At 56.9% G+C, this 24,599-nt stretch carries 22 protein-coding genes and 1 tRNA gene; 10 read left to right on the top strand and 13 right to left on the bottom strand.

Annotation, left to right across the window (positions count from 1 at the left end; all coding sequences use genetic code 11):
• Positions 1–121: 121 nt before the first annotated feature.
• From ppdK to folE, 3 genes are all read left to right on the top strand, one after another.
• A complete protein-coding gene (gene ppdK, locus ACN0WW_RS09910; RefSeq protein ID WP_417611950.1) occupies positions 122–2,800 on the top strand; it encodes a pyruvate, phosphate dikinase in 2,679 nt (892 codons plus the stop codon).
• A gap of 173 nt (positions 2,801–2,973) precedes the next feature.
• Positions 2,974–3,050, top strand: a tRNA-Arg gene (locus ACN0WW_RS09905).
• Between the two features lie 98 nt (positions 3,051–3,148).
• Entirely contained in the window at positions 3,149–3,769 is a 621-nt protein-coding gene (gene folE / locus ACN0WW_RS09900) for a GTP cyclohydrolase I FolE (protein ID WP_417611948.1), read from the top strand.
• Positions 3,770–3,781: 12 nt separating this feature from the next.
• On the opposite strand, the gene ACN0WW_RS09895 is transcribed toward folE, so the two are convergent.
• The 5 genes from ACN0WW_RS09895 to rpsF all read right to left on the bottom strand — a co-directional run bounded on the left by ACN0WW_RS09895 (position 3,782) and on the right by rpsF (position 6,861).
• The gene (locus ACN0WW_RS09895; protein WP_417611946.1) at positions 3,782–4,438 is read right to left on the bottom strand and encodes a Fe2+-dependent dioxygenase; all 657 of its coding nucleotides are present in this window, start codon (positions 4,436–4,438) and stop codon (positions 3,782–3,784) included.
• Entirely contained in the window at positions 4,438–5,484 is a 1,047-nt protein-coding gene (locus tag ACN0WW_RS09890; protein WP_417611944.1) for a hypothetical protein, read from the bottom strand. Before ACN0WW_RS09890 ends, ACN0WW_RS09895 begins: the two co-directional genes overlap by 1 nt.
• Positions 5,485–5,571: 87 nt before the next feature.
• Positions 5,572–6,243: a 50S ribosomal protein L9 gene (rplI, locus tag ACN0WW_RS09885; protein WP_417611942.1), complete on the bottom strand. Its 672-nt coding sequence runs from the start codon at positions 6,241–6,243 to the stop codon at positions 5,572–5,574.
• A gap of 10 nt (positions 6,244–6,253) precedes the next feature.
• The gene (gene rpsR, locus ACN0WW_RS09880; RefSeq protein WP_417611940.1) at positions 6,254–6,478 is read right to left on the bottom strand and encodes a 30S ribosomal protein S18; all 225 of its coding nucleotides are present in this window, start codon (positions 6,476–6,478) and stop codon (positions 6,254–6,256) included.
• A gap of 20 nt (positions 6,479–6,498) precedes the next feature.
• The gene (rpsF, locus tag ACN0WW_RS09875) at positions 6,499–6,861 is read right to left on the bottom strand and encodes a 30S ribosomal protein S6 (RefSeq protein ID WP_417611938.1); all 363 of its coding nucleotides are present in this window, start codon (positions 6,859–6,861) and stop codon (positions 6,499–6,501) included.
• Positions 6,862–7,080: 219 nt separating this feature from the next.
• Here rpsF and ACN0WW_RS09870 point away from each other — a divergent pair, with 219 nt between their 5' ends.
• Complete coding sequence (locus tag ACN0WW_RS09870) at positions 7,081–9,360, top strand: EAL domain-containing protein (protein WP_417611936.1); 2,280 nt, start codon at positions 7,081–7,083, stop codon at positions 9,358–9,360.
• Positions 9,361–9,413: 53 nt separating this feature from the next.
• Here ACN0WW_RS09870 and ACN0WW_RS09865 read toward each other — a convergent pair whose 3' ends face one another.
• Complete coding sequence (locus tag ACN0WW_RS09865) at positions 9,414–10,691, bottom strand: acyl-CoA dehydrogenase family protein (RefSeq protein WP_417611934.1); 1,278 nt, start codon at positions 10,689–10,691, stop codon at positions 9,414–9,416.
• Complete coding sequence (locus ACN0WW_RS09860) at positions 10,688–12,091, bottom strand: phosphotransferase family protein (RefSeq protein WP_417611932.1); 1,404 nt, start codon at positions 12,089–12,091, stop codon at positions 10,688–10,690. Before ACN0WW_RS09860 ends, ACN0WW_RS09865 begins: the two co-directional genes overlap by 4 nt.
• Positions 12,092–12,210: 119 nt before the next feature.
• Between ACN0WW_RS09860 and fabD the strand changes: the two genes are divergently transcribed.
• From fabD to mltG, 5 genes are all read left to right on the top strand, one after another.
• Positions 12,211–13,146 (top strand): ACP S-malonyltransferase, encoded by a 936-nt coding sequence (gene fabD, locus ACN0WW_RS09855; RefSeq protein WP_417611930.1) that lies wholly within the window; start codon positions 12,211–12,213, stop codon positions 13,144–13,146.
• Between the two features lie 49 nt (positions 13,147–13,195).
• Entirely contained in the window at positions 13,196–13,939 is a 744-nt protein-coding gene (gene fabG, locus ACN0WW_RS09850) for a 3-oxoacyl-[acyl-carrier-protein] reductase (RefSeq protein WP_417611928.1), read from the top strand.
• A gap of 115 nt (positions 13,940–14,054) precedes the next feature.
• Positions 14,055–14,291, top strand: a complete 237-nt coding sequence (locus ACN0WW_RS09845; protein WP_417611926.1) for an acyl carrier protein — start codon at positions 14,055–14,057, stop codon at positions 14,289–14,291.
• A 149-nt stretch (positions 14,292–14,440) separates the two neighbouring features.
• Entirely contained in the window at positions 14,441–15,697 is a 1,257-nt protein-coding gene (gene fabF, locus ACN0WW_RS09840) for a beta-ketoacyl-ACP synthase II (RefSeq protein ID WP_417611924.1), read from the top strand.
• 4 nt (positions 15,698–15,701) lie between these two features.
• Positions 15,702–16,673, top strand: a complete 972-nt coding sequence (gene mltG / locus ACN0WW_RS09835) for an endolytic transglycosylase MltG (protein WP_417612141.1) — start codon at positions 15,702–15,704, stop codon at positions 16,671–16,673.
• 23 nt (positions 16,674–16,696) lie between these two features.
• Here mltG and ACN0WW_RS09830 read toward each other — a convergent pair whose 3' ends face one another.
• From ACN0WW_RS09830 to leuA, 3 genes are all read right to left on the bottom strand, one after another.
• A complete protein-coding gene (locus tag ACN0WW_RS09830) occupies positions 16,697–17,476 on the bottom strand; it encodes a ParA family protein (protein ID WP_417611922.1) in 780 nt (259 codons plus the stop codon).
• Between the two features lie 243 nt (positions 17,477–17,719).
• Positions 17,720–18,691, bottom strand: a complete 972-nt coding sequence (locus ACN0WW_RS09825) for an NAD(P)H-dependent flavin oxidoreductase (protein WP_417611920.1) — start codon at positions 18,689–18,691, stop codon at positions 17,720–17,722.
• Between the two features lie 78 nt (positions 18,692–18,769).
• Positions 18,770–20,428 carry a 2-isopropylmalate synthase gene (leuA, locus tag ACN0WW_RS09820; RefSeq protein ID WP_417611918.1) on the bottom strand — a complete coding sequence of 553 codons (1,659 nt, stop codon included), beginning with the start codon at positions 20,426–20,428 and terminating at the stop codon, positions 18,770–18,772.
• Between the two features lie 296 nt (positions 20,429–20,724).
• On the opposite strand from leuA, the gene ACN0WW_RS09815 reads away from it, so the two are divergent.
• Entirely contained in the window at positions 20,725–21,186 is a 462-nt protein-coding gene (locus ACN0WW_RS09815) for a BLUF domain-containing protein (RefSeq protein WP_417611916.1), read from the top strand.
• On the opposite strand, the gene ilvC is transcribed toward ACN0WW_RS09815, so the two are convergent.
• The 3 genes from ilvC to ACN0WW_RS09800 are packed head-to-tail and all read right to left on the bottom strand — an operon-like array spanning position 21,183 to position 24,505.
• On the bottom strand, positions 21,183–22,202 hold the full coding sequence (ilvC, locus tag ACN0WW_RS09810; RefSeq protein ID WP_417611914.1) for a ketol-acid reductoisomerase: 1,020 nt from the start codon (positions 22,200–22,202) through the stop codon (positions 21,183–21,185). The genes ACN0WW_RS09815 and ilvC overlap by 4 nt on opposite strands.
• Positions 22,203–22,244: 42 nt before the next feature.
• Positions 22,245–22,760 carry an acetolactate synthase small subunit gene (gene ilvN / locus ACN0WW_RS09805; protein ID WP_417611912.1) on the bottom strand — a complete coding sequence of 172 codons (516 nt, stop codon included), beginning with the start codon at positions 22,758–22,760 and terminating at the stop codon, positions 22,245–22,247.
• Complete coding sequence (locus tag ACN0WW_RS09800; protein ID WP_417611910.1) at positions 22,760–24,505, bottom strand: acetolactate synthase 3 large subunit; 1,746 nt, start codon at positions 24,503–24,505, stop codon at positions 22,760–22,762. The genes ilvN and ACN0WW_RS09800 overlap by 1 nt, the downstream gene beginning before the upstream one ends.
• Positions 24,506–24,599 lie beyond the last annotated feature (94 nt).

Genomic DNA, 24,599 nt, shown 5'->3' with positions numbered 1-24,599 from the left:
AACCCAGGGGCGGGACATGAGGAAGGGGCTTGATGTCGCTTTCCGAATTTTCCAGTGGCGCGGCACCACCCCAATCCTTCCTCTGAAGAGGAAGGCCTAAGACACGGAGTTAAAAGCAAGAATGACCCAATATGTATATCGTTTCGGTGGTGGCATGAATGCAGACGGTGCGCCGTCTGACAAGACAGAAGCCCGCAACCTTCTCGGCGGCAAAGGGGCCAATCTTGCCGAAATGGCCAATATCGGCCTGCCGGTGCCACCGGGTTTCACCATTTCGACCGAAATGTGCACCCGCTATTATGCCGAGGGTGGCCAATATCCGGACAGCGTCCGCGATGAGGTGGCCGAGGGCATAACGCATATCGAATCCGTGACCGGCAAGAAATTCGGCGATGCCGCCGATCCGCTGCTGGTATCCGTCCGCTCCGGCGCCCGCACATCGATGCCCGGCATGATGGACACGGTGCTCAATCTAGGGCTGAACGATGAAACCGTAGAAGGTCTGGCCAAGACCTCCGGGGACGAGCGTTTTGCCTGGGACAGCTACCGGCGCTTCATCCAGATGTATTCCGATGTGGTGCTCGAACTGGACCATGATGCTTTTGAAGAAGCGCTGGAAATTGCCAAGGAAGACAATGGTTTCTTCACCGATACCGAGATGGAAGCAGAGCATTGGCAAGCCCTGGTTGCGGAATATAAGGGGCTGGTCGAGAAACTCTGGGGCAAGCCATTCCCGCAGGACGTCAACGATCAGCTATGGGGCGCCGTCAGCGCTGTCTTCGGCAGCTGGCAGGCGGAGCGGGCCAAGGTCTACCGCCGTCTCAACGATATTCCGGGAGAATGGGGCACGGCCGTCAATGTCCAGGCGATGGTCTTCGGCAATATGGGCGAAACCAGCGCTACCGGCGTGGCTTTCACCCGCAATCCGTCGACCGGCGACAGCGCCTATTATGGCGAGTGGCTGATCAACGCGCAGGGCGAGGATGTGGTCGCCGGTATCCGTACGCCGCAATATCTCAGCAAGGCAGCGCGCGAGGAAGCCAATGCCAAGCCGCTGTCGATGGAAGAGGCGATGCCGGAAACCTACAAGGAGCTGGCCTCCGTCTTTGACCTGCTCGAACGCCATTATCGCGACATGCAGGATATCGAATTCACTGTCGAACGCGGCAAATTGTGGATGCTCCAGACCCGGTCGGGCAAGCGCACCGCCAAGGCAGCGCTCAAGATTGCCGTCGATATGGCGCATGACGGCCTGATCACCGAGGAAGAAGCGGTGATGCGGGTCGATCCGATGGCGCTCGACCAGTTGCTGCACCCGACTCTGGATCCGGACGCCAAGCGCGACGTGCTCACAAGCGGCCTGCCAGCCTCTCCGGGTGCTGCTAGCGGCCTGATCGTGTTCGACAGCGACACTGCCGAACGTCGCACCGAAATGGGTGATGACGTCATCCTGGTGCGCGTGGAAACCTCGCCGGAAGATATTCACGGGATGCACGCGGCCAAGGGCATATTGACGGCACGTGGCGGCATGACGTCACATGCCGCTGTGGTTGCGAGAGGCATGGGGAGACCTTGTGTTTCCGGTGCCGGCACGGTTTCGATCAATAATGAGACGAAGACGATGAAGGTCGGTGATCGGGAACTGAAAGAAGGCGATATGCTGACCATCGATGGCAGCAATGGCCAGGTGATGGCCGGTCGTGTCGCCACCATTCAGCCAGAACTGGTCGGCGACTTCGGCGTGCTGATGGTCTGGGCCGACAAGGTTCGCCGTCTTCGCGTCCGTACCAACGCGGAAACGCCGCTGGATTGTCAAATCGCCCGTGATTTCGGGGCAGAGGGCATTGGTCTGTGCCGGACCGAGCATATGTTCTTTGACGCCGGGCGCATAACGGCGGTGCGTCAGATGATTTTGGCCTCTGATGAAAAAGGGCGGCGGGCTGCTCTGGCGAAACTGCTGCCGGAACAGCGCAATGATTTCCGCGAGATCTTCGAGGTCATGGTCGGCTTGCCGGTGACCATCCGGCTGCTCGATCCGCCATTGCACGAATTTCTGCCGCATCAGCAGTCGGAATTTGAGGAAGTGGCGAAAGCTGCGGATGTCGGCGTGGAAACGCTGAAACAACGGGCGAGCGAACTGCACGAGTTTAACCCGATGCTAGGCCATCGCGGTTGCCGTCTTGGCGTAACGTATCCTGAAATCTACGAAATGCAGGCGCGTGCGATCTTTGAAGCGGCCTGCGAAGTTGCGGAAAAGAGCGGCGAAGCGCCGATTCCCGAAATCATGATCCCGCTGGTTGCAACGGCCCGCGAGCTGCAGCTGATGAAGGACGTGGTCGACCGGATGGCGAAAGAAGTGTTCGCTGAGAAGGGCCGCGAGATCGAATATCTTATCGGCACCATGATCGAATTGCCGCGCGCCGCGCTGATGGCCGGCGAGATTGCCGAACATGGCGAGTTCTTCAGCTTTGGCACCAACGATCTGACGCAAACCACTTTGGGTGTTTCCCGCGACGACGCCGGGCGGTTCCTGACCCAATATGTCGACAAGGGTATCTTCCCGCGCGATCCGTTCGTCAGCCTCGATATCGAGGGCGTCGGCCAACTGATTGAAATCGCTGCCGAACGGGGCAGGGCAGCCCGCCCCGATATCAAGCTGGGCATTTGCGGCGAACATGGCGGTGACCCCGCTTCGGTTGCCTTCTGCGAGAAAACCGGCCTCGATTATGTCAGCGCCTCGCCCTATCGCGTGCCGATCGCCCGTCTGGCGGCTGCGCAGGCGGCCTTGTCGCAAAAATAAACAGATGTGCTCCGCACTCGATGCGGAGCTTTGGCGGCAAGAGATTCCATATGGCACTGTGCTCCGCATCCAGCGCGGAGCACAGATGCGAACGAATGTTCAGAATGTTGCGCAAAGAGGGCAATTATGGGTTGCCAGCACAGCATTCAGCCCCTATCTGCACCGTCTGGTTAGCGCCCATAGCTCAGCTGGATAGAGTACTTGACTACGAATCAAGGGGTCGGGAGTTCGAATCTCTCTGGGCGCACCACCTTTTTCCTTTGCAGATTTGCCCCAAGGTGCACTTGCGCGAGGCCGTCCGCTGGCCTAACTTGTCGCCATTGCAATCGCTGAACCGAAGGACCCGAATTGGCCGACTATTCCATCTCCATTGCCGACGCGCTCGCTGAGCGTGAAGCCCAGAAAATTACGGTTCCCGACGAAGTTCAGGAAGCAGTGCGGACATTGCTCCGCTGGGCCGGGGATGACCCCGAACGAGAAGGGCTGGTCGACACGCCGAAGCGTGTCGCGCGGGCCTGGAAGGAATATTGCGAAGGCTATGCCGAAAATCCGGCCATGCATCTCGCCCGGACCTTCGAGGAAGTCGGTGGCTATGACGAGCTTGTACTGCTCAAGGACATTCCCTTTCACTCCCACTGCGAACATCATATGGCGCCGATTATCGGCAAGGCCAGCATCGCTTATATGCCGACCGACAGAGTGGTCGGCATTTCCAAGCTCGCCCGTGTGCTGCACGGATTCGCGCGGCGTCTTCAGGTACAGGAACGGCTGACCGCGGAAGTCGCGGAATGTATCTGGAATAATCTGAAACCCGCAGGCGTCGCGGTGGTGATCGAAGCGAGCCACAGCTGCATGACCGCCCGCGGCGTCCGCACGCCCGGTGTCGGGATGATCACCAGTCGTTTGCTGGGCTGTTTCCTCGACGACGCCCGCAGCCGTGAGGAAGTGATGAGCCTGATGGGCTATTGATCTACTGGCCGCTTAACGCATCCATTTCCGCATCAGATTATATTGCACCGCCTGCAGGCGGGTATAATTTTCCTGAGCCATATTCAGGCCTTCCAGCGCCGCCACTTCGTTGAGTTCGTAGAGCAGATTGCGCTTCATCGCGTCGGGGATCTTGCTCTGGATGAAGGTGATCGCAACCATCCGCTCGCCTTGGGTGACAGGCTCGACCTCGTGCAGCGTGTAGGAGGGATAGACGATCGCAGTTCCGGGAATGCCCTTGAACCGCATGCCGGCTTCGCCTTGCGTCACATGAAGGGCGCCGCCCTTGCAGTCGTTGACGTCGCTCAGGAAGACGGTGCAACTCAGGTCGGAACGCAGCGGGCCGTCGGGCAGGGGAATCATGGCGCTGTCCGCATGCAGCCCGTAATTCATGCCCGGCTTGTACCGGGTAATCAGTGGCGGCGCGACTCGCTCCGGAAAGGCGAAATCAACAAATTCGCGGTTGGACATCAACGCGTCGTGCAGGATTTTCGATGACTTCTTGTAGCCTTCAACGTCGTGCAGCTGCAGGTTGTTTTTGACCTTGCTGTGTGGATTGCTGATCTTTCCATCGACAAATTTCGCCTCGTTGGCGATTTTTTTCAATTCCCTGACCTGCGCCTGATCCAGTAAGCTGAGTTGCTTGAACATTATCGTCTCGATTCCGCTGTTGATAGTGCGGCGGCGACTATCGGAAAGCGCCGCGCCAGTTGATCGATCCATAGCAGCGTCTGCTTGATATCGTCAGCATGAAATTTTCCGGCTTCAGCCAGCAGTTCTTCGCGCAGCGATGCGCTATAGTCATATTCCGGTGCCTTGGAATAGCGATTCATGATCGGACTGGAGACAAGACGCCGGGCCTGCTCGGTCGACAGGTCCAGCCCGAAATGCTGGGCCGTCGGCTGCAAACGTTCCGCCGGTTGATCCAGAAAATCATCGAAATCCAGCCAGGCAATCTTTGCTTGCGGACAGTGGCTTTCCGCATCACAAAGCGTGACCATCTCGCACAACCAACCGAGCGCGGCGGTCTGGGCAAGCGAAAGGGAGCCTTCTGTTTTCAGCGATCCACCGCAATGCTGCTGGAGGCGGCTGAGCCTAAGGTCGGTCAGCGCAGCAGCTTCCTGCTTGGACGCGTCTCCGGCCAATATCGTTTGCAGATAGCGTTCGGTCGAGGTGAACAGGAAAAGCGCCGTGCCTGCGTCGGCGAGCAATGGCCGCGCCAGCGGGCTGACAAAGCTGCTCGCCTTGATCATTACGCGCTGGCCGGCATGAAATACGCGGGACAACCAGGTTTCGACCAGATCCAGACGATGGGTTCTTTCGTCGTCCGACCAGCCAATATCAGCCTGCCTGTTTACATATTCATCGCCCAGTTGCCGCAATATAGCTGGCTCCCGCAAAGCCAATACGCTGTCGAGTTCACCCAACAGCCGTGAAATCAGGGTCGAACCGACATGACCTATATGGAAAATATAGTGGGGTTTTTGGAGCGGCGGCAAAGCTATGGATGCGATATCGTTCCAGGCGACAACCTGCCGCTCAAGCTCCGGCGTAAACAGCCGCTGATCGAGAAAACTCGCCTGGTTGAATGCAGCCTCGCTCATCGTCGACAGCAGCACCTGATTCTGTTGCAGATCAGCGAGATGCGGAAAGAGCGTTGCATCGCCTGCAAATCTGGATTGCCAATCTTTGTTCAATCCCGCCTCCAAAGAAAAAGCCCGGATCTGGGGCGCCGCCTTGCGACGATCCGGATCCGGGCTTTCAAAAGCAAGTTCAGAATAGGACTATTCCTTGGTTTCGGTGTCGTCCTGTTCTTCTGTTTCCGTGGCTTCCGGAGTCTCGCCAGCACCCGCTTCAACGGTTTCTTCGAGCTCGGCCTTCGCTTCTTCATCGACTTCACTATTTTCGTCGATGACTTCGAGGGCAGCGGCAGCCAGTTCAGCCTGATCTTCTTCGAACATCTGGGCGATCACGTCGACGCCGTCTTTCTGCAGGTCGGCTTCATCATCCGAACGGGCGACATTTGCCTGGATGTTGACGTTGACTTCCGGGTGCAGACGAATACGAACATCGAAAACACCGAGCGTCTTGATTGGCTTCTCCAGGATCACCATGCTCTTTTCGACCAAGGTGCCCTTGCCGTCGGCATTCAGGGCTTCGACAATATCGCGAACCGACACGGAACCATATAGCTGACCGCTGGCGGACGACGCGCGGATCAATACGATCTGACGGCCGTCGATGTCGCCGGATGCCGATTCGGCTTCCTTGCGCTTGGCTTCGTTATCCGCTTCGATCTGCTTGCGATTGGCTTCGAAAACCTTTTTGTTCGCTTCGTTGGCGCGCAGTGCTTTCTTGTTCGGCAGCAGGAAGTTGCGGGCATAGCCGTTTTTGACGGTGACAATATCACCGATGCTTCCGAGATTCTCTACTCGTTCGAGCAAAATAATATCCATTGTTTCGCTCCTACTTCACGAGATATGGCAGCAGGCCGAGATGGCGGGCGCGTTTGATGGCTTTGGAAAGCTCGCGCTGCTTCTTGGCAGAAACTGCGGTGATACGACTTGGTACGATCTTGCCGCGTTCGGAAATGAATCCCGACAACGTCTTCACGTCTTTATAGTCGATGGGCTTTGCGTTTTTGCCGGAAAAGGGGCAGCTTTTGCGGCGACGGAAAAATGGACGTCCCATATTTTAACTCCTTCTCTGGCTTAATTATCGTCGCGGCGCGGTTTGCGTTCACGCTCGCGTTCTGGTTTGCGCATCATCACGGACGGGCCTTCTTCATGCTCGTCAACGCGGATGGTCAGAAAACGGATGATATCTTCGTTGATCCGGGTCTGGCGCTCGAGCTCCAGAACGACATTGCCCGGTGCGTCAAGACGCAGCATGACATAATGAGCCTTGCGGTTCTTCTGGATCTTGTAGGCGAGCGTACGCAGGCCCCAGGTCTCGGTCAGAACGACCTTGCCTTCATTCGATTCTACAATTTTGGTGGCTTCCTGCGCAAGAGCATCAACCTGAGACTGGCTCAGATCCTGTCGCGCAAGGAAGACATGCTCATACATTGGCATGCAATCATTCCTTCATTTACCGCCGATCGCTGACGCCGCACCATGCAGACACGCCCCTCCGGCTTTCTTCGTTTTCCGGTGACGAGTCAGGCTCGGTCACGCGGAAGCGGCGCCTATGACCGATTTGCTCTGGTAATGCAAGAGTGCTCTTGCGGGGATCCTGCAGCGCTTCGGCAGGATCTTTACCATTATGCAATACCTCTTGTTTAGAAATTTACCATGATATCGTTGAGCGAGAAGAATGAAGCGATGGAAACCAGTTCATCAAGCACAAGTGAGGATCTGAATATCAAGCAGGCTTCGGGCGGAACCAGAGGCTTTTTTGGTAACATCAGCTCCTTGCTCGGATCGCAGGCTTCAAATGACCCCTGCCAGATCCGGGCCGAGGATGCTCTTCTTTTGCTACAGTCCTATGAAGAAAGCCGGCTCGGGTGGTTCTGGTCGACCGACGCTGCCGGGAATCTGACCTATATTACTGAATTTGTCGCGCAGACCCTCGGAGGGACGGCAGAAGAGCTGATCGGAAAGCCGATGGTTTCGCTCTTCCTTAAGCCCGAGAATAACGAATCCGGTGCCAGAACACTGCCGTTCATTCTAACGAAAAAGGTCAAATTCAGTGATCTGGAGGTGCAGGCGGCGAACTCTGAAGAGGAATGTTGGCTGGCGATCTCTGGCCGTCCCTATCATGACAAATCAGGCAATTTTCTTGGCTTCCGTGGCAGCGGTTCTGAGGTGACGGCGAAACGCAAGGCGTCGCTGGACACGTCCCGGATGGCCAAGTTCGATTCACTGACCGGACTCGCGAACCGCGCCACCATGACGAAAAAGCTGGAGACGACGCTATCGACCTATCAGGCACAGAAAAGAACCTGTGCCGTGATGTTGGTAGACCTTGATCGGTTCAAGCAAGTCAATGATACATTGGGTCATCCCATTGGCGATGCATTGTTGAAACAGGTAGCAGAACGTCTGTCGAAGGTTGTGGGTCAGACCGGTGAGGTCGGTCGCTTGGGCGGCGATGAGTTTCAGATAATTCTGCTTGATTGTGAGGACCGCGGCGTTCTGGGGGAACTGGCAACAAAAATCATCAGCAGCATTTCGCAGCCATACCTGGTTAGCGGCAATAGATGTATTATCGGTGCCTCGGTCGGCATCGCAATCAGTCCGTTTGACGGGCTATCGGGCGAGGAAATTGTGAAAAGTGCCGATCTGGCTCTGTACGAAGCCAAGGGAAACGGGCGCGGCCGATTTCGTTTCTATTCCAAGGATCTGCAGCAGTCTGCCGAAGAGCGGCGGGAGCTGGCAGAAGATCTGGACAGCGCGATCGTCAAGGGTGAAATGGAACTGGCCTATCAACCGATTGTCGATGCGAAGACCAACATTGTCGAGGCGTTTGAAGCCGAGATGCGCTGGAACCACTCCGAGCGGGGTCAGATTGATCCGGCTTTGTTCATTCCCATTGCGGAAGAGACCAACCTGATCTGGGATCTTGGCCAATGGGCGCTGAACCAGGCTTGCGAAGATGCGGTAAAATGGCCGGGGACGACGAGAGTGGCGGTGAATGTTGCGCCAAGTCAATTTGCCGATGAACGTTTCCCGAAAATCGTCGACAATGCGTTGAAGCGTTCAGGTTTGTTGGCTGAACGGCTCGAACTGGAAATAACCGATGGTGTTTTCATGTCTGAAGCCAATGAGATGGACGCCATGTTCCAGGCTCTCAAGAGCAGAGACGTCCGCTTGGTTCTGGACGGGTTCGGTTCTGGTCATTCGTCGCTCAGCCATCTGCAAGATGCACCCTTTGACAAAATCAAAATTGACCAGAATTTCGTCCGCGGCGCGACGGAAGAGGGGTCGACCAACGGTGCCATCATCTCTGCGATTGTTGCGCTCGGGGAGGCACTCGGCATGGAGATCGCCGCCGAGGGCATCGAGGCATTGGACGAACATGAACTGATCAAAAACCTGCATGTCGGCCATATCCAGGGCCGTGTTTTCGGCGACTGCGTCAGCAATGCAGAGCTGTCCGAAAATCTTTCCGATGGTCAATGGAGCATCGAACCTACGGGGCCGAAGCGCCATCGAAACGAACGGCTGTCGATGTTTCGCAAAGTGCGGATGATCCACGACAACCATGTCTATTCCATCGTCATCCGCAATCTGTCGGTCACCGGCGCGATGGTGGAGGGACTATATAATGTTCCGGTTGGCACCAAATTCGTTATCGATTTTGGTGACGGTCAACTCGCGGTCGCAACCGTCTGCCGGTCCCACCGGAATCAGCAGGGCATCCAATTCGAAACGCGTCTGGTCAGCGACGGCAATGGAGGACTTTGCACCGCCAGGCGGATATCCCCTTATCTGCTCGCTGAGGCGGGGCTGGATGTGCCCAATCTGCCGCCGGGCCATGTTCCGACACGCAAAGTTGACGGGGACTCGACTTCGCTACCCGCGTTCAGCACGGTGGCCGATTGGGAAGCAACCAAGGTTAAACCGAAATAGGCTTGGCGCTCAGACCGCATTCTCGCACATCGTCGACTGCGCTCGCTGGGTCGCTATTTTTTACGTCCCAGAAAGCCGAACATATCGCCGCCAATCTTGCGCATCTGGATTTCTTCCGCGCCTTCCGTGATCCGGTAGCGACGGTGATGCCGGTAAATATGCTCGAACGGCTTGTGGCGCGAATAGCCCATCCCGCCGTGAACCTGCATCGCCCGGTCGGCGGCATCGCAGCACAGCCGGTTTGCCCGATAGTTGCACATCGATACCTGCGCCGAGAGATATTTGGCGACGTCGGGTTTCGGCATGGTGTCCATCTTCGCGGCGGTCGCGTAGATTAGCTGCCGGAGCATGGCCGCTTCGGTGTGCAGTTCGACCAATGGAAACTGAATAGCCTGATTGACGGATAATGGTTTGCCAAATGGCTTGCGCTCGCCCGCATATTTCACTGATTCATCAATGCAATATTGCGCCGCGCCGAGTGAGGAAGCAGCTTGCCGTATCCGGTTCTCGTGCACGAAATGCTGCGCACAGGCCAGACCCATGTCGAGATCGCCCAGCACGGCATCGGCGGGGACCCAGACATTGGTGTAGGAACATTTCGGGTGATCGGTGGGCATGTTGAATGTCCACATATATTCGCCGATCTCGAAGCCTTCAGCATCCACCGGCACGATGAAACAGCCGATCCCCTTGGCATCGCCATCCTTGCCGCTGTGCCGGGCAAAAGTCATCACGTGCGAAGCCTTGTGCAGCCCGGTGGTCCACATCTTGTTGCCGTTGATCAGCCAGCCGTCGACGCCGTCCCGGGTTTCCCGCACCGCCGTGGTGTCCATCCAGGTGGCGTCAGAGCCGTGATCCTTTTCGGTCAGGCCAAAGCACCAGCCCATGCGCCCGGCGAGCATTTCAGGAATATAGTCGTTTTTCTGCTGCTCGGTACCAAAGTCGCGCAGCATCAGCGGCTGCACCAGATTGCCGACGATCGAATTCTCGTTCTGCAGATCGTTGTGCAGGCCCAGTCCCTTGTGCGCCAGATGTTCGCGGATTCGCGCCATGCCGAGATTGGTGCCATCCTGGCCGCCGAACTCCTTGGGCAGGGCGTAACGGTAATGGCCGGCCGCATCGGCAGTCTTGCGCATCTCGACCAGCAACGCCTCCCATTCCTCGGTCGGCAGGCCCTGGTTGTCCCAGTTGGTGCGTGCATCTTCGCGGCGGTGATCGAAGAAGCGGATATTGTCATCGCGCTGCTCGATCGGCTTGATCTTGTCTTCAATAAAGGCGTCCAGCACATCCAGATAATCTTCTATTTCCTGCGGAATTTCAAAATTGGTCATGTGCTTCTCCATTTACTGAGCGCGACCTTGAGGCCGACATATTTGGGCTGATCTATCGACAGCCTTTCGAGCGCGGACAGCCGCAGATGGTCCCAGACCCCCGGACGAGTTGCCGCAATCTTGCCTTGTGAAAGTCCGTTGCAAAGTTGTCGATGATCACAACCGATAGCCGCGAGCCGGGCCTCGGCAGCTTCGCGATATAGGGGGGCCCATTCCGCCTGCCGCCGCGCAATGCCCAGTGCGTTGCCGGCGACGCGGGACTGGAATTTGTCATGCCCCTGCAGACCGGGCAGCACTTGCTTCGCGTTCCATTCCTCAAGCGCCGTCAACAACTCGCCATATCCGGTCTCGCCAGTTTCGTCTGCCTGATCGGGGATCGACCAGTCGAGCGGACCGGATATTGTTTCGGGCAGAATCTCTTCGAACAGCAGAGCGAGATCAATCTCGACCTCTGACACCCGGCGACCGATGACCGTCCGTTCCAGCGATCGATCGCCATGACTGCGCCAGATTTGGCCCATCACCATGCAGGCCACACCCCACCAGAGAGTCGAATATATCAGCCAGAAGCGAAAGCGTTCCGGATCGACCGCTGTCCCGCTCGCTTCGGCATACGCAGTCAGGAAGGATTCGGCGCTGTCAAAACCGCCCGCTTCCTTCTCATAATGGCCAAAGCGCCAGCTTGGTGTGCACAGATAGGCCAGATCCTGCACCGGATCGCCCAACCGGACCAGTTCCCAGTCGAGCACAGCGGACAGGCCCTGGCGGTCGATCATCAGATTGCCCATCCGGAAATCGCCGTGCACCAGATATTTGTCGCTGGCGTCAGGCGCATTTTGTTCCAGCCAGTGAAAGGCATATTCATAGATCGGAATCTGGCCGCCGATTTCGTGATATTTATCTTTCTGCAAACCGATCAGTTCTGCGGGTGAAAAATATTCCAGCGACTGGAGCAGCGGGTTCATCTCGATCCGGTGGATCGCAGCCAGTTCTTGTGCGCACTGGGTGGTCAGGCGACTCTCCGCCTCCGCAAATTCCGGATTGCCAAGAATCTTGTGGGGCAGGGTCTCACCCTCGGCCTTGGTCATGATGAAACCTTCGCCGAGATCATCCTCCGGTTTCAGCCGCCCACGCACCTCCGGGGCGGTTACTCCGGCACTTCGGGCGAGCTCGATGACATCCGCCTGCGTGGCCAGGGGGACGCCGCGCAAACCGTCGTCATCCGGCGACAGCCCGGTCGGGAGGCGGCGGAGAACATAGTCTTCCCCACCATAAGCGAACGCCCAGCTTTCCATGCTCGCGCCGCCCGACAGTCGTTGAACGTCCGTGAGTTTACCGCCTTGCCCGAAAGTTTTGGCACAATATGCGGAGAGCTTTTCCTGGAACATATCATCAGTCATGCAAGAGGCTTAATCAGACGATTAAAAATACGCAATGGCTTTGCCGCGCGACAGCGACGCTTGCATGACCGGTCAATCGTCCCTAATTCCGGTCCATAATTTGCAACTAGGGGGTCGTCATGCGTGCATTTATTTTTCCGGGTCAGGGTAGCCAGGCGGTGGGCATGGGCAAGGCGCTCGCCGAAGCCAGTAGCACCGCTCGTGAAGTTTTCGAAGAAGTCGATCACGCGCTGGAGCAGGACTTGTTCAAGTTGATGTGTGAAGGCCCATCGGATGAGCTGACGCTGACCGAAAATGCCCAGCCGGCAATCATGGCCAATGCTGTTGCAACGCTGCGTGTGATGGAAAAGGAAAGCGGCCAGCCCCTAGATGAGCTATGTACCTATGTCGCCGGACATAGCCTTGGTGAATATAGCGCGCTGTGCGCAGCCGGTGCGCTGAACCTGACGACCACGGCCGAACTGCTGAAGCTGCGCGGCCTTTCGATGCAGAAAGCGGTGCCGGTAGGCGAGGGCGGCATGGCGGCGTTGCTGGGCGCCGACATCAAGAAGGCGTCGGCGCTCGCCAACGCATCGTCACAAGGCGAAATATGCACGGTGGCGAACGACAATGATCCGACTCAGGTGGTGATCTCCGGCCACATCGGCGCCATCGAACGCGCCATTGCTTCAGCAAAAGAACATGGCATCAAGCGGGGCATATTGCTGCCCGTGTCGGCGCCATTTCATTGCTCTTTGATGGCCCCCGCCGCGGAAGCCATGGAAGAAGCGCTGGCGGAAGCCACGATATTGCCGCCGCTGGTACCCCTCTTCGCTAATGTCACGGCCGGAGCGGTTTCAGACGTGGACGAGATTCGCGATCTGCTGGTGCAGCAGGTCACCGGAACCGTACGCTGGCGTGAATCAGTCGGTAATATGGCGGAGTCCGGCGTTCAGCAATTTGTCGAGTTTGGCGGCAAGGTTCTCACCGGTATGGTCGGCCGCATTGCGCCCGATGCGGAAACCGTGAGCCTCGTTTCGATGGCCGATATCGAGGCTTTTTTGAAGAGCCTTTAGTGGGCCGAACACTCTATTCTATAGCGTTGAAATTTGGGAGGAATTGGGAATGTTTGATTTAAGCGGGATGACCGCTCTGGTGACCGGAGCCTCCGGCGGAATCGGCTCGGCGATCGCGAAATCTCTGGCCGCGCAGGGCGCAACGATTGCGTTGTCCGGTACGCGCCGCCACGTGTTGATGGAAATGATCCCCGAAATGCCCGGTGATGGCCATATTGTGATGCCCTGCGATCTGTCCAAAGCGGAAGAGGTTGACGCCCTGGTGCCGGACACGGTCGCCAAGCTTGGTAAACTGGACATTCTGGTGAACAATGCCGGGATTACCCGGGACGGGCTGACCATGCGCATGTCGGACGAAGATTTCTCCGATGTCATTCGCGTCAATCTGGAGTCGGCTTTTCGCCTCATTCGGGCAGCCGCAAGGCCAATGATGAAGGCGCGCCATGGCCGTATCATCTCTATCAGTTCCGTGGTCGGTGCGACAGGCAATCCGGGGCAAGCCAATTATGTGGCGTCCAAGGCGGGGCTGGTCGGTATGTCCAAGGCATTGGCGCAGGAACTGGCGGCTCGCGGCATCACGGTGAATTGCGTCGCGCCGGGATTCATTGAATCGCCGATGACCGACGCGCTGACTGATGCGCAGAAGGACGAGATTAACCGCAAGATTCCCGCAGGGAAAATGGGCAGTGGTGACGATATCGGCGCTGCCGTCGTCTATTTGGCCAGTCAGGAGGCCGCGTATGTCACCGGCCAGACGCTGCACGTAAACGGCGGTATGGCGATGATTTCCTGAACCTGCCGCCAAAAACATGATGTTCGGTGCGATTTCGACTTCACGGACACTTGCAAGCCGCGCGCCACCGCACTAGGACGAAATGGAAATTAATTCGTAACAAAAAGGACCTCTCATGAGTGAGACTGCAGAACGCGTAAAAAAGATCGTTGTTGAGCATCTGGGTGTTGAAGCCGACAAAGTGACCGAAGAAGCTGCTTTCATCGACGATCTCGGCGCCGACAGCCTCGACATCGTTGAGCTGGTAATGGCGTTTGAAGAAGAATTCAGCGTTGAAATCCCTGATGATGCCGCCGAAAAAATCGCGACCGTCAAAGACGCCATCGATTTCATCGACAAACACAAGGGTTAATGGATTTTGAGGTGTTGCCAGGAAACGGCGCGCCTCGGGCCAATGATCGCTGACAGACAGCAGAGCGGCTCACCGGCCCGGGAGGAATGTCCTGAACCGGTGGCCGTTTTTGATTTCGGGCAGGGTAAGTCCGTAGGGAGAGGCATGATATGCGCCGTGTAGTTGTAACCGGAATGGGCCTGGTAACGCCGCTGGGCGGGGATGTAGAGACGACCTGGAGCAATATTCTTGCTTCGAAGTCGGGTGCGGGCAAGATCACGCGCTTCGATGCTTCCGATCAAAAATGCCATATCGCCTGCGAGGTCAAGCCGGCGGACCATGAATATGGCTTTGATCCGAACCTGCGCGTCGACCACAAGGTTCAGCGTCAGGTCGACCCCTTCATTGTTTACGGTATCGACGCCGCAGGCCAGGCGCTCGAAGATGCCGGTCTCACGGATATGACCGAGGAACAGAAATATCGCGCTGGTTGTTCGATCGGTTCCGGTATTGGCGGCCTGCCGGGAATCGAAAAAGAGTCCATCGTCCTGCACGAACGCGGTCCTGGCCGGGTCAGCCCACATTTTGTCCATGGTCGGCTGATTAACCTGATTTCTGGTCAGGTTTCGATCAAATATGGCCTGATGGGCCCCAATCATGCCGTGGTGACCGCCTGCTCAACTGGCGCCCACAGTATCGGTGATGCCGCGCGGATGATCGCACTGGATGATGCCGATGTCATGCTGGCCGGCGGAGCGGAGGCAACCATCTGCCCGATCGGCATTGCCGGTTTCGCGCAGGCCAAGGCACTGTCTACCAAACGCAATGATGATCCCACCGCCGCATCGCGTCCCTATGACAAGGATCGCGACGGCTTTGTCATGGGCGAGGGCGCAGGCGTTGTTGTTCTGGAAGAATATGAACATGCCAAGGCGCGCGGAGCCAAAATCTATTGCGAAGTAATCGGCTACGGCATGTCCGGCGATGCCTATCATGTCACTGCCCCGCACCCGGACGGAACCGGTGCTTACCGGTCGATGGAAATGGCGCTGAAGCGCTCTGGCCTGACCACGGCTGATATCGACTATGTGAATGCGCACGGCACATCGACGATGGCGGACACGATCGAACTCGCTGCGGTCAAGCGGTTGTTCGGAGACGATCTCAAGACGATGTCGATGAGTTCGACCAAATCTGCGATCGGCCATCTGCTTGGTGGCGCGGGCGCGGTTGAGGGCATTTTCTGCATCCTGGCTTTGCGCGATCAGATTGTGCCGCCAACGCTCAATCTCGACAATCCCGATGAAGGCTGTGAAGGCGTGGATCTGGTCCCTCATTTTGCCAAGAAGCGCGAAGTGAAGGCGGTGCTGAGCAACAGCTTCGGCTTTGGCGGAACCAACGCCAGTATCATTATGAAGGCGATCTAGCATGATCCGACGTCTCGGTTGCCTGATATTGGTAGCGGGGGCGGTTATTGCAGTCTTTCTGGCAGGAAATTTTCTCTATGGCTGGAACGCCAGCGGCCCGCTTGAACATCCGCGGATGCTAGTGATTAAGTCGGGTTCGAGTCTCGCCATGGCTGCGGACGTGATGGAATCGGAAGGGGTGATCAAATCCGCTGATGCATTCCTGATGCGGGCAAAAATTCTGGGCGGAGCGGAGCCGATCAAGGCCGGCGAATTTGAAATCCCCGCTGGTGCCAGCAACGCGCTCATTCTGGATATTCTGCAGGGCGGCAAGTCGGTTCAGCGTCTGATCACGATACCCGAAGGCACGCCATCGATCATCGTTTATGAAAAACTGATGGCCGAAGATCTGCTCAAGGGAGATATTCCGGTGCCGGCCGAAGGGTCGATTCTGCCGGACAGCTACAGCTTCGAACGCGGCGAACAACGAGCAGCTGTCTTGCTGCGCATGCAAAAGGCGATGAAGGATACGCTTGCAGAATTGTGGCCAAAACGCTCGCCCAATACGGTTGTGAAAACTCCTCGAGAAGCGGTTATTTTGGCCGCGATTGTCGAGAAGGAAACCGCTTTGGCGCGCGAACGGCCAACAGTTGCCGGTGTGTACAGCAACCGGATACGCAAGAATATGATGCTTCAGGCAGACCCGACTATTATCTATCCAATCACCCGGGGCAAACCTTTGGGCCGACGGATCCGGCAATCGGAGATAGCGCAGGTCAATGACTATAATACCTATGCCATGGTTGGCTTGCCAAAAGGGCCGATCGCCAATCCCGGTCGCGCATCAATCGAAGCGGTTCTGAACCCAGCAAAAACCAAAGCCCTCTATTTTGTCGCTGACGGCAAGGGCGGACATGTGTTTGCGGAAACGCTGGAAGAGCATAATGCCAATGTCGAAAAATGGTTCGCGCTGAGACGCGAGCGCGGAGAAATGTGACAAGGCTCCTGCGGAAGGATTCGCTAACTTGCGGATCTGGCGGGATCGTCAACTTTGGTTCTCAAGACTCGCATTTCGAACAATTTTCTTTCGATTCCTCGCCATAATCGGCCAAATGACAGACCGCTGCGGCTGTTCGGGGCAAACGAACCGATCGGCAATTTCCGGTGAGTCATCTGTTCGACTTCGCTGGCCATGTCGATGACGGGCCAATCCGGATTTTCGTTTAGCGATAGATTGTGCATTTTTCGGCGGCGATCGACCATTGAAAAGACCGGCAAGATGGGGGCGTGGTGGCCCCGATGCAGCGTCATGAATTTCCGGATCTTGCCCAGTCCCCTAACCGCCAGCGGGGACGGGATGACGGGCACCACGACAAGATGCGCGAACAGCATCACCTTGCGATTGGCATCGCTGAAGCCCGGGGCGCAATCCAGTATGATTACGTCGTAATTTTGCTCAAGCTCGGCGAATAATTTTGAAAGCTGTTGCTGCCGGGCAAACAGGACCAGAAAATTTTCGGTCGCCCGGATATTGGGATCGCCATCGAGCAAGCTCAGGCCGGAGAATTTGCTCGGATGGATTTGCTGCAATATGTTTCGCGACCCGAGTACGAACTGTTTCGCATTGGTCGTGCAATTCACTCTATCGTCTGGAGAGAGGATCCAGCTGCTATCCCCTTGTTCGTCCAGTTCCCAAAGTAATGTTCGATGGCCTTGCTGAACCGATTCCCAAGCGAGATTGATCGCAAACGTGGATTTGCCGACGCCTCCTTTGGAATTATATACAGCAACAACAGCCAAAAATATAACCTTTCGCTATGACCCTCGGTCAGGGCACAAGGTAACGCTATGCGTGGAAAGCACGGTTTCAATTAGGTTTACCTTATTTAAAGCGATAAAATGTCGGAAATCGTGTCACGATCGACATGAATTTACACGAATTGGGCCGAATGTCCGGAATCGAGACAGTTTTGGCACATATGGTTAGCGGCTGAACAGCGTTGCTGGCCAGGAACAGGATCAGTCAGCGCTGTCTTCGTCTGCTCAATAGTTGAAGCGGTCTTTCAAACTCTCCCGCGCGTCCCGATATTCACGGGTAAACTGGTCGACCATATCCTGGACGCTCATCACATCTTTGATCAGGCCGATGCCTTGACCGCAGCCCCAGATATCTTTCCAGGCCTTTTTCTCGGTATTGCCACCGGACCCGAAGTTCATCGTCTTGTAATCGCCCTGCGGCAGATTGTCGGGATCGAGACCGGCATTTTCGATCGACTGGCGCAGATAATTGCCCTTCACGCCGGTAAACAGGTCGGAATAGACGATATCCGACGCCTGGCCTTCGACAATGCCTTCTTTGTACCCTTGGTCCGCATTGGCCTCTTTCGTCGCAATGAAAGCAGAGCCAGCATAGCCAAGATCGGCGCCCATCGCCTGCGCCGCCAGAATGGACGCGCCATTGCCGATAGAACCGGAGAGTGCCACGGGGCCGTCAAACCACTCGCGGATCTCCTGCATCAAGGCAAAGGGAGACAGGGTCCCGGCATGGCCACCAGCCCCAGCCGCAACCGGAATGAGGCCGGTTGCGCCTTTTTCGATGGCCTTGTGGGCAAAGCGGTTGTTGATAATATCGTGAAGCGTGATGCCGCCCCAGCCTTTGACCGCGGTGTTCAGGTCTTCAATCGCGCCGAGCGATGTTATGACAATCGGCACCTTCCATTTGGCGCAGGTCGCCATATCCAGATCCAGACGGTCATTCGACTTGTGAACAATCTGATTGACTGCGAACGGAGCGGCCGGCTTGTCCGGATTGTCGCGGTTCCATGCAGCCAGTTCCTCTGTAATCTGATGCAGCCATTCATCCAGCAGGCTCTGCGGACGCGCGTTGAGGGCAGGGAAGCTGCCAACGATTCCGGCCTTGCACTGGGCAATGACCAGTTCCGGTCCCGAGACGATGAACAGGGGGGAACCGATAAGCGGCAGGCGAAGATTGTCGAAAATGGCTGGTAAAGTCATGGAACCCCCAATTAAAAAAACGATGCCACCGCATTACGCAATACGGTGGCATTTTCTACTGTTAATTTAATTGGCTGCTTAAACTCGGTTGACCGCGCTGAGCAGTGCCTCAACCGAGGCGGTGGCGACGTCGCTGTTGATGCCGACCCCATAAAATTCTCTGCCGTCACCGGTCTGGCACTGGATATAGGCCGCCGCCTGCGCGTCCTTGCCGGAGCCCAGCGCATGTTCGCTATAGTCGACGATCTCCAGCGAAACGCCCAGCGCCGAAGACACGGCGTCGACCACGCTCGAAATCAGGCCGTTGCCGCGGCCGCTAACCGAAATTTCGCCGTCAGGGCCGGCGATCTTGCCGACAAAGATGCGCTCGCCACCGGTCGCGCGCTCGTCATAGTCGATCAGGCTGTACCGGCCGCTGCCATCGAGATGATAGCGTGTGCGGAAGGCGTCCCAGATGTCTTCCGATGACAGTTCCCGGCTTGTTTTGTCGGCCAGTTCCTGCACCGTGCGGCTGAAATTGGCCTGCAGCCGCTTCGGCAGCTTCAACCCGTGATCCTGCTCCAGGATCCAGGCGATACCGCCCTTGCCGGACTGGCTGTTGACCCGGATGACCGCTTCATAGTCGCGGCCAAGGTCGCGGGGGTCGATCGGCAGATAGGGCACGTTCCACAATTCGTCGTTGCGCTGTTCCTGGGCCGCAAAGCCTTTCTTGATCGCGTCCTGATGGGAGCCGGAAAAAGCGGTAAAGACCAACTCGCCCGCATAGGGATGCCGAGCAGGGACCGGCAGCTGGTTGCAATATTCAACGGTCTTGACGATCTCGTCCATGTTGGAGAAATCCAGTTCCGGATCAACGCCTTGCGTGTAGAGATTCAGGCCCAGTGTGACCAGATCGACATTGCCGGTGCGTTCGCCATTGCCGAACAGACAGCCTTCGACCCGGTCCGCGCCGGCCATCATGCCCAGTTCCGACGCCGCGATGCCGGAGCCGCGGTCATTATGCGTGTGCAGGCTGATCACCACATGTTCGCGCTTGCTGATATTGGTGCACATCCACTCCACCTGATCGGCATAGATATTGGGTGTCGCCGCTTCCACAGTGGCTGGCAGATTGAGGATCAGAGGCTTTTCTGCGGTCGGTTCGATAATCTCCATCACCGCTTCGACGACTTCGAGACTGAAATCCAGCTCTGCAGTCGAGAAGGTTTCCGGTGAATATTCGAAATGCCAGTCGGTATCGGGATATTTCTCCGCCTGTTCGCGCAAAATGGTTGCGCCTTCCCGGGCAATATCTTTGACGCCCTGCTTGTCGAGCCGGAATACGACGTCGCGCCAGGCAGGCGATACGGCGTTGTACAGATGCACGATGGCAGCTCGTGCGCCTTCCAGGCTGGCAAAGCTCGTTTCGATCAGATCGCGCCTCGACTGGGTCAGCACCTGGACCATCACGTCGTCCGGGATTTTTCCGGATTTGACGAGACCGCTGATAAAGTCAAAATCGGTGGCGCCCGCCGACGGAAACCCAACCTCGATCTCCTTGATCCCGATCTTGACCAGCATGTCAAAGAAGCGCTGCTTTTTTTGTGCATCCATTGGATCGATCAGCGCCTGATTGCCGTCGCGCAAATCGGTGGAAAGCCAGCGCGGGGCCTTGTCGATGGTACGCGACGGCCACTGGCGGTTGGGCAGATCAATCTGCTGGAACGGACGATATTTTTGCGATGGATTCTTGTGCATGACTTCGCTCTTATGCTGCTGGAAAATGCGCGCAAGGCACAAATTCGCGGGTTTGCTGATATTGGTTGGAAAAACGTCCCTTAGGCGGGGCGCTGCGGCTTGCGGGCAGCAGCATTGATACGCCTAAGGGCGTATAAGTCGTAGCAGCGAGAGAGCTTTTAACCTCGTCATGGGGAGCGTTTTATCCAGACCCGTCGATAAATCAACCACCGCGATGATTTTTTTTGAGACCACCGGATCAATGTAGGTCAGCGAAGGACCACTGGATGTAAAATTTTAAGATTTTCGGCCTACGGGTGTGCGAAACCGTCGAAGGAACCTTCAGATTGTATTGTCTGGTTTACATGAGCAGCCCTAGCCGCGAGATGAATCGCGTTGAGGTGCAGGCGCTGTTGCGGCGGGCCAAGCACAACAATGATCGCGACGGGATCACCGGCATATTGATCCACGATAGCCGGCGCTATTTGCAATATCTCGAGGGCGGACAAGCCGAGGTCGAGGCGACTTTTGCACGGATTTCAGTTGATCGGCGGCATCATGCGATCATGCGGCTGCACGGCCTGACGATCAGCCGCCGGCAATTTCCGGGCTGGGCGATGGCCAGCAAAATTGCCGGAGAAGGCGACAGCCTGAAAGCCAGCGTCGAACGGCTGACACAGCAGTGCGATCTGGAAGTTGCCGACAAATTGTTGAGATTTGCCGAAGCGCGCGATCGGGCGGCCTGTGAAAAGGCCGCCCGCCTCGCTCGTTTCGCCTAGTTCTTTTCTTTGTCGACCAGTTTGTTGGCACCAATCCATGGCATCATCGCGCGCAGTTGAGCGCCGGTTTCCTCGATCGGGTGCGCTTCTGCGGCCTTGCGGGCTGCTTTCAGCTCGGGCTGACCGGCCCGGTTGTCGAGTACAAAATTCTTCACGAAACGGCCTGACTGGATGTCGGCGAGAACGCGCTTCATCTCCGCCTTGGTTTCGTCCGTGATGATTCTCGGACCCGTTGTGATATCGCCATATTCTGCGGTGTTCGAGATCGAATAGCGCATATTGGCAATGCCGCCTTCATAAAGCAGATCGACGATCAGTTTCGTTTCGTGCAGACATTCGAAATAGGCCATTTCCGGAGCATAGCCCGCTTCCGTCAGCGTTTCGAAGCCGGCCTGGATGAGATGCGTGATACCACCGCAAAGCACGGCCTGTTCGCCGAACAGATCGGTTTCGCATTCTTCGCGGAAATTGGTTTCGATGATGCCGGAGCGACCGCCACCAACACCGGAGGCATAAGCGAGGGCCACGTCATGCGCATTGCCGGAAACATCGCGATCGATAGCAATCAGGCAAGGGACGCCGCCGCCACGCTGATATTCGCTGCGCACGGTGTGGCCAGGGCCTTTTGGAGCAATCATGATCACGTCAAGATCCGGCCGCGCTTCGATCAGGCCGAAATGGATGTTGAGGCCATGCGCGAAAGCGAGGGCGGCACCCTCTTTCATATTGTCGTGCAAGTCATTGGCATAAATAGCCGCCTGATGCTCGTCCGGTGCCAAGATCATCACGATATCGGCCCAGGCTGCTGCTTCTTCGTTGGTCATAACCTGGAATCCTGCGGATTCGGCTTTTTTCGCGGTGGCCGATCCGGCGCGCAGAGCAATGGCGACATCCTTGACGCCGCTGTCCCGAAGGTTCTGGGCGTGGGCGTGACCCTGGCTGCCGTAACCGACGATCGCGATTTTCTTTCCGGTGATCAGGTTGAGATCGGCATCGGCGTCATAATAGACTTTCATGTAGGCGTCCTTTGTATCTTTGTGATTTGAATTGAAAATAGTTTAACTGGCGCTTGGCCCGCGTCCAACCGCAACCACACCGGTCCGGCCCACTTCGACCAGGCCGACTTCGCGCATTAGACCGACGAATGTTTCGATCTTTTCCGGCGCGCCGGTGATTTCAAAGATGAAACTTTCGGTGGAGGCATCGACAATGCGCGCGCGATAGGCGTCGGCCAGTCGCATCGCTTCGATCCGGTTGTCGCCCTTGCCGGCGACTTTTACCAGTGCCAGTTCGCGCTGCACGTGGGGACCGGATTCGGTCAGGTCGCGCACGCTGTGCACCGGAACCAGCCGGTCCAGCTGCGCGATGATCTGCTCGATCACATGCGGCGGACCATTGGTCGCGATGGTGATCCGGCTGATTGCGTGATCTTCGCTGATATCGGCAACGGTCAGGCTTTCGATATTATAGCCGCGCGCGGTAAACATCCCGGCGATGCGCGCCAAAATCCCGGCTTCATTGTCGACGAGAACGGCAAGAACATGGCGTTCGACGGCTTCTTCATGGATATGCATCAGACAAGAGCCTTTGCTTGGTCGTCCATCGTACCGTTCACATCTGCTTCGGTCAGCAGCATTTCGGTATGGGCAGCACCGGACGGGATCATCGGGAAGCAATTTGCGAGTTTGGAAACCCGGCAGTCGACCACCACAGGGCCGTCGGTGTCGAGCATCTCCTGTATCCCGGCATCAAGATCAGCCGGCTTCTCAATCCGGATCCCGGTCCAGTCGTAGCTTTCCGCCAACTTCACAAAGTCTGGCAAGCTATCGCTGTAACTATTTGAATAGCGGCTTTCATAGGTAAGCTCCTGCCACTGGCGTACCATCCCCATATATTCATTGTTGAGGATGAATATCTTCACCGGAAGCCGGTATTGGGTGGCGGTGCCGAGTTCCTGAATATTCATCTGGATCGACGCCTCGCCGGCAATATCGATCACCAGGGCGTCGGGGTTGCCCAATTGCGCGCCAATGGCCGCAGGCAAGCCATAGCCCATGGTGCCAAGACCGCCACTGGTCAGCCATTTGTTGGGGCTTTCGAAATCGAAATGCTGTGCGGCCCACATCTGGTGCTGACCGACTTCGGTAGTGATGATCGGCTCGCGCTCGTGGGTTGCCTCCCACAATCTGCGAATGGCTTGCTGTGGCATGATCTCCTGCTTGTTTTCAGGATAGTCGAGACAATTGGTCGCGCGCCAGCCCTTGATCCGCGACCACCATTCTTCATGGTCTGGTGTAGCAAAACGGCGGCCTTTCAGAACGGCGATCAGCTGTTCCATGACGCGGCCGACGTCGCCGACGATCGGCAGGTCGACCCGGATTGTCTTGTTGATCGAAGAACGATCAATATCGACGTGAATTTTCTTGCTGCCTGGCGAAAAGGCGTCGATCCGGCCCGTAATCCGGTCGTCGAAGCGCGCTCCGAGGCAGACGACAAGGTCAGCCTTGTTCATCGCCATATTGGCTTCAAACGTGCCGTGCATACCGAGCATACCGAGCCATTTGTCGGAAGAGGCTGGGAAGGCCCCAAGGCCCATCAGCGTCGAGGTAACCGGACAGCCGAGCAATTCTGCCAGTTCGCGCAGAGTTTCGCTAGCCTTTGGCCCGCTGTTGATGATGCCGCCGCCCGTATAGAGGACCGGCGCCTTGGCGCTCATGATCATTTCGGCAGCGCTATTGATCGCCTTGAAGTCACCCTCGGTCTGGGGCTGATAGCGGCTATTGTCACGGCTGGAGTGCGGCGCGAATTCGGCTGCCGCAACCTGGACATTTTTCGGAATATCGATGACGACCGGGCCGGGACGGCCTTGCGTAGCGATATGAAAGGCTTCCTTGACCACACCAGCCAGATCGGACGGTTTTTTGACCAGATAATTATGCTTGGTGCAGTGGCGGGTGATGCCGATCGTATCGGCTTCCTGGAACGCATCGGTTCCGATCAGGTTGGTTGCAACCTGGCCGGTGATGACAACCATGGGAATGCTGTCCATCAACGCATCGGTGATCCCGGTGACGGCGTTGGTTGCGCCGGGCCCGGAAGTGACCAGAACAACACCCGGTTTGCCGGTGGACCGCGCATAGCCTTCCGCGGCGTGGGTCGCGGCCTGCTCGTGGCGGACCAGAATATGCTTGATCTTGGGATGCTCGTACAGGGCATCATAAATGGGGAGCACAGCGCCACCCGGATAGCCGAAAACGGTATCCACACCCAGATCCAGCAGGGTCTCTACCAATATATCGGCGCCGCTTTTTTCGGCCACATCACGCTCCATTACCTGTCTGTTTCGCACTGTCGGCCCGCCATGGTGCACCGCAGTGCAATAGGCAAGGCTTTGTTAATCCGGGGGTCGCTAC

The organism is Parasphingorhabdus sp. (genome assembly GCF_048269865.1).
In the GTDB taxonomy this organism is placed as follows: domain Bacteria; phylum Pseudomonadota; class Alphaproteobacteria; order Sphingomonadales; family Sphingomonadaceae; genus Parasphingorhabdus.
This window is presented reverse-complemented; position numbering and strand designations above follow the sequence as displayed.

Bases quoted from the DNA above. Each gene is read 5' to 3' on its own strand.
- ACN0WW_RS09860 (WP_417611932.1), bottom strand. From the start codon at position 12,091: ATGACTGATGATATGTTCCAGGAAAAGCTCTCCGCATATTGTGCCAAA.
- rpsF (WP_417611938.1), bottom strand. From the start codon at position 6,861: ATGCCAATGTATGAGCATGTCTTCCTTGCGCGACAGGATCTGAGCCAG.
- ilvC (WP_417611914.1), bottom strand. From the start codon at position 22,202: ATGAAAGTCTATTATGACGCCGATGCCGATCTCAACCTGATCACCGGA.
- ilvN (WP_417611912.1), bottom strand. From the start codon at position 22,760: ATGCATATCCATGAAGAAGCCGTCGAACGCCATGTTCTTGCCGTTCTC.
- ppdK (WP_417611950.1), top strand. From the start codon at position 122: ATGACCCAATATGTATATCGTTTCGGTGGTGGCATGAATGCAGACGGT.
- ACN0WW_RS09845 (WP_417611926.1), top strand. From the start codon at position 14,055: ATGAGTGAGACTGCAGAACGCGTAAAAAAGATCGTTGTTGAGCATCTG.
- ACN0WW_RS09825 (WP_417611920.1), bottom strand. From the start codon at position 18,691: ATGACTTTACCAGCCATTTTCGACAATCTTCGCCTGCCGCTTATCGGT.
- ACN0WW_RS09865 (WP_417611934.1), bottom strand. From the start codon at position 10,691: ATGACCAATTTTGAAATTCCGCAGGAAATAGAAGATTATCTGGATGTG.
- fabD (WP_417611930.1), top strand. From the start codon at position 12,211: ATGCGTGCATTTATTTTTCCGGGTCAGGGTAGCCAGGCGGTGGGCATG.
- fabF (WP_417611924.1), top strand. From the start codon at position 14,441: ATGCGCCGTGTAGTTGTAACCGGAATGGGCCTGGTAACGCCGCTGGGC.
- ACN0WW_RS09895 (WP_417611946.1), bottom strand. From the start codon at position 4,438: ATGTTCAAGCAACTCAGCTTACTGGATCAGGCGCAGGTCAGGGAATTG.
- fabG (WP_417611928.1), top strand. From the start codon at position 13,196: ATGTTTGATTTAAGCGGGATGACCGCTCTGGTGACCGGAGCCTCCGGC.
- rpsR (WP_417611940.1), bottom strand. From the start codon at position 6,478: ATGGGACGTCCATTTTTCCGTCGCCGCAAAAGCTGCCCCTTTTCCGGC.
- ACN0WW_RS09870 (WP_417611936.1), top strand. From the start codon at position 7,081: ATGATATCGTTGAGCGAGAAGAATGAAGCGATGGAAACCAGTTCATCA.
- leuA (WP_417611918.1), bottom strand. From the start codon at position 20,428: ATGCACAAGAATCCATCGCAAAAATATCGTCCGTTCCAGCAGATTGAT.
- rplI (WP_417611942.1), bottom strand. From the start codon at position 6,243: ATGGATATTATTTTGCTCGAACGAGTAGAGAATCTCGGAAGCATCGGT.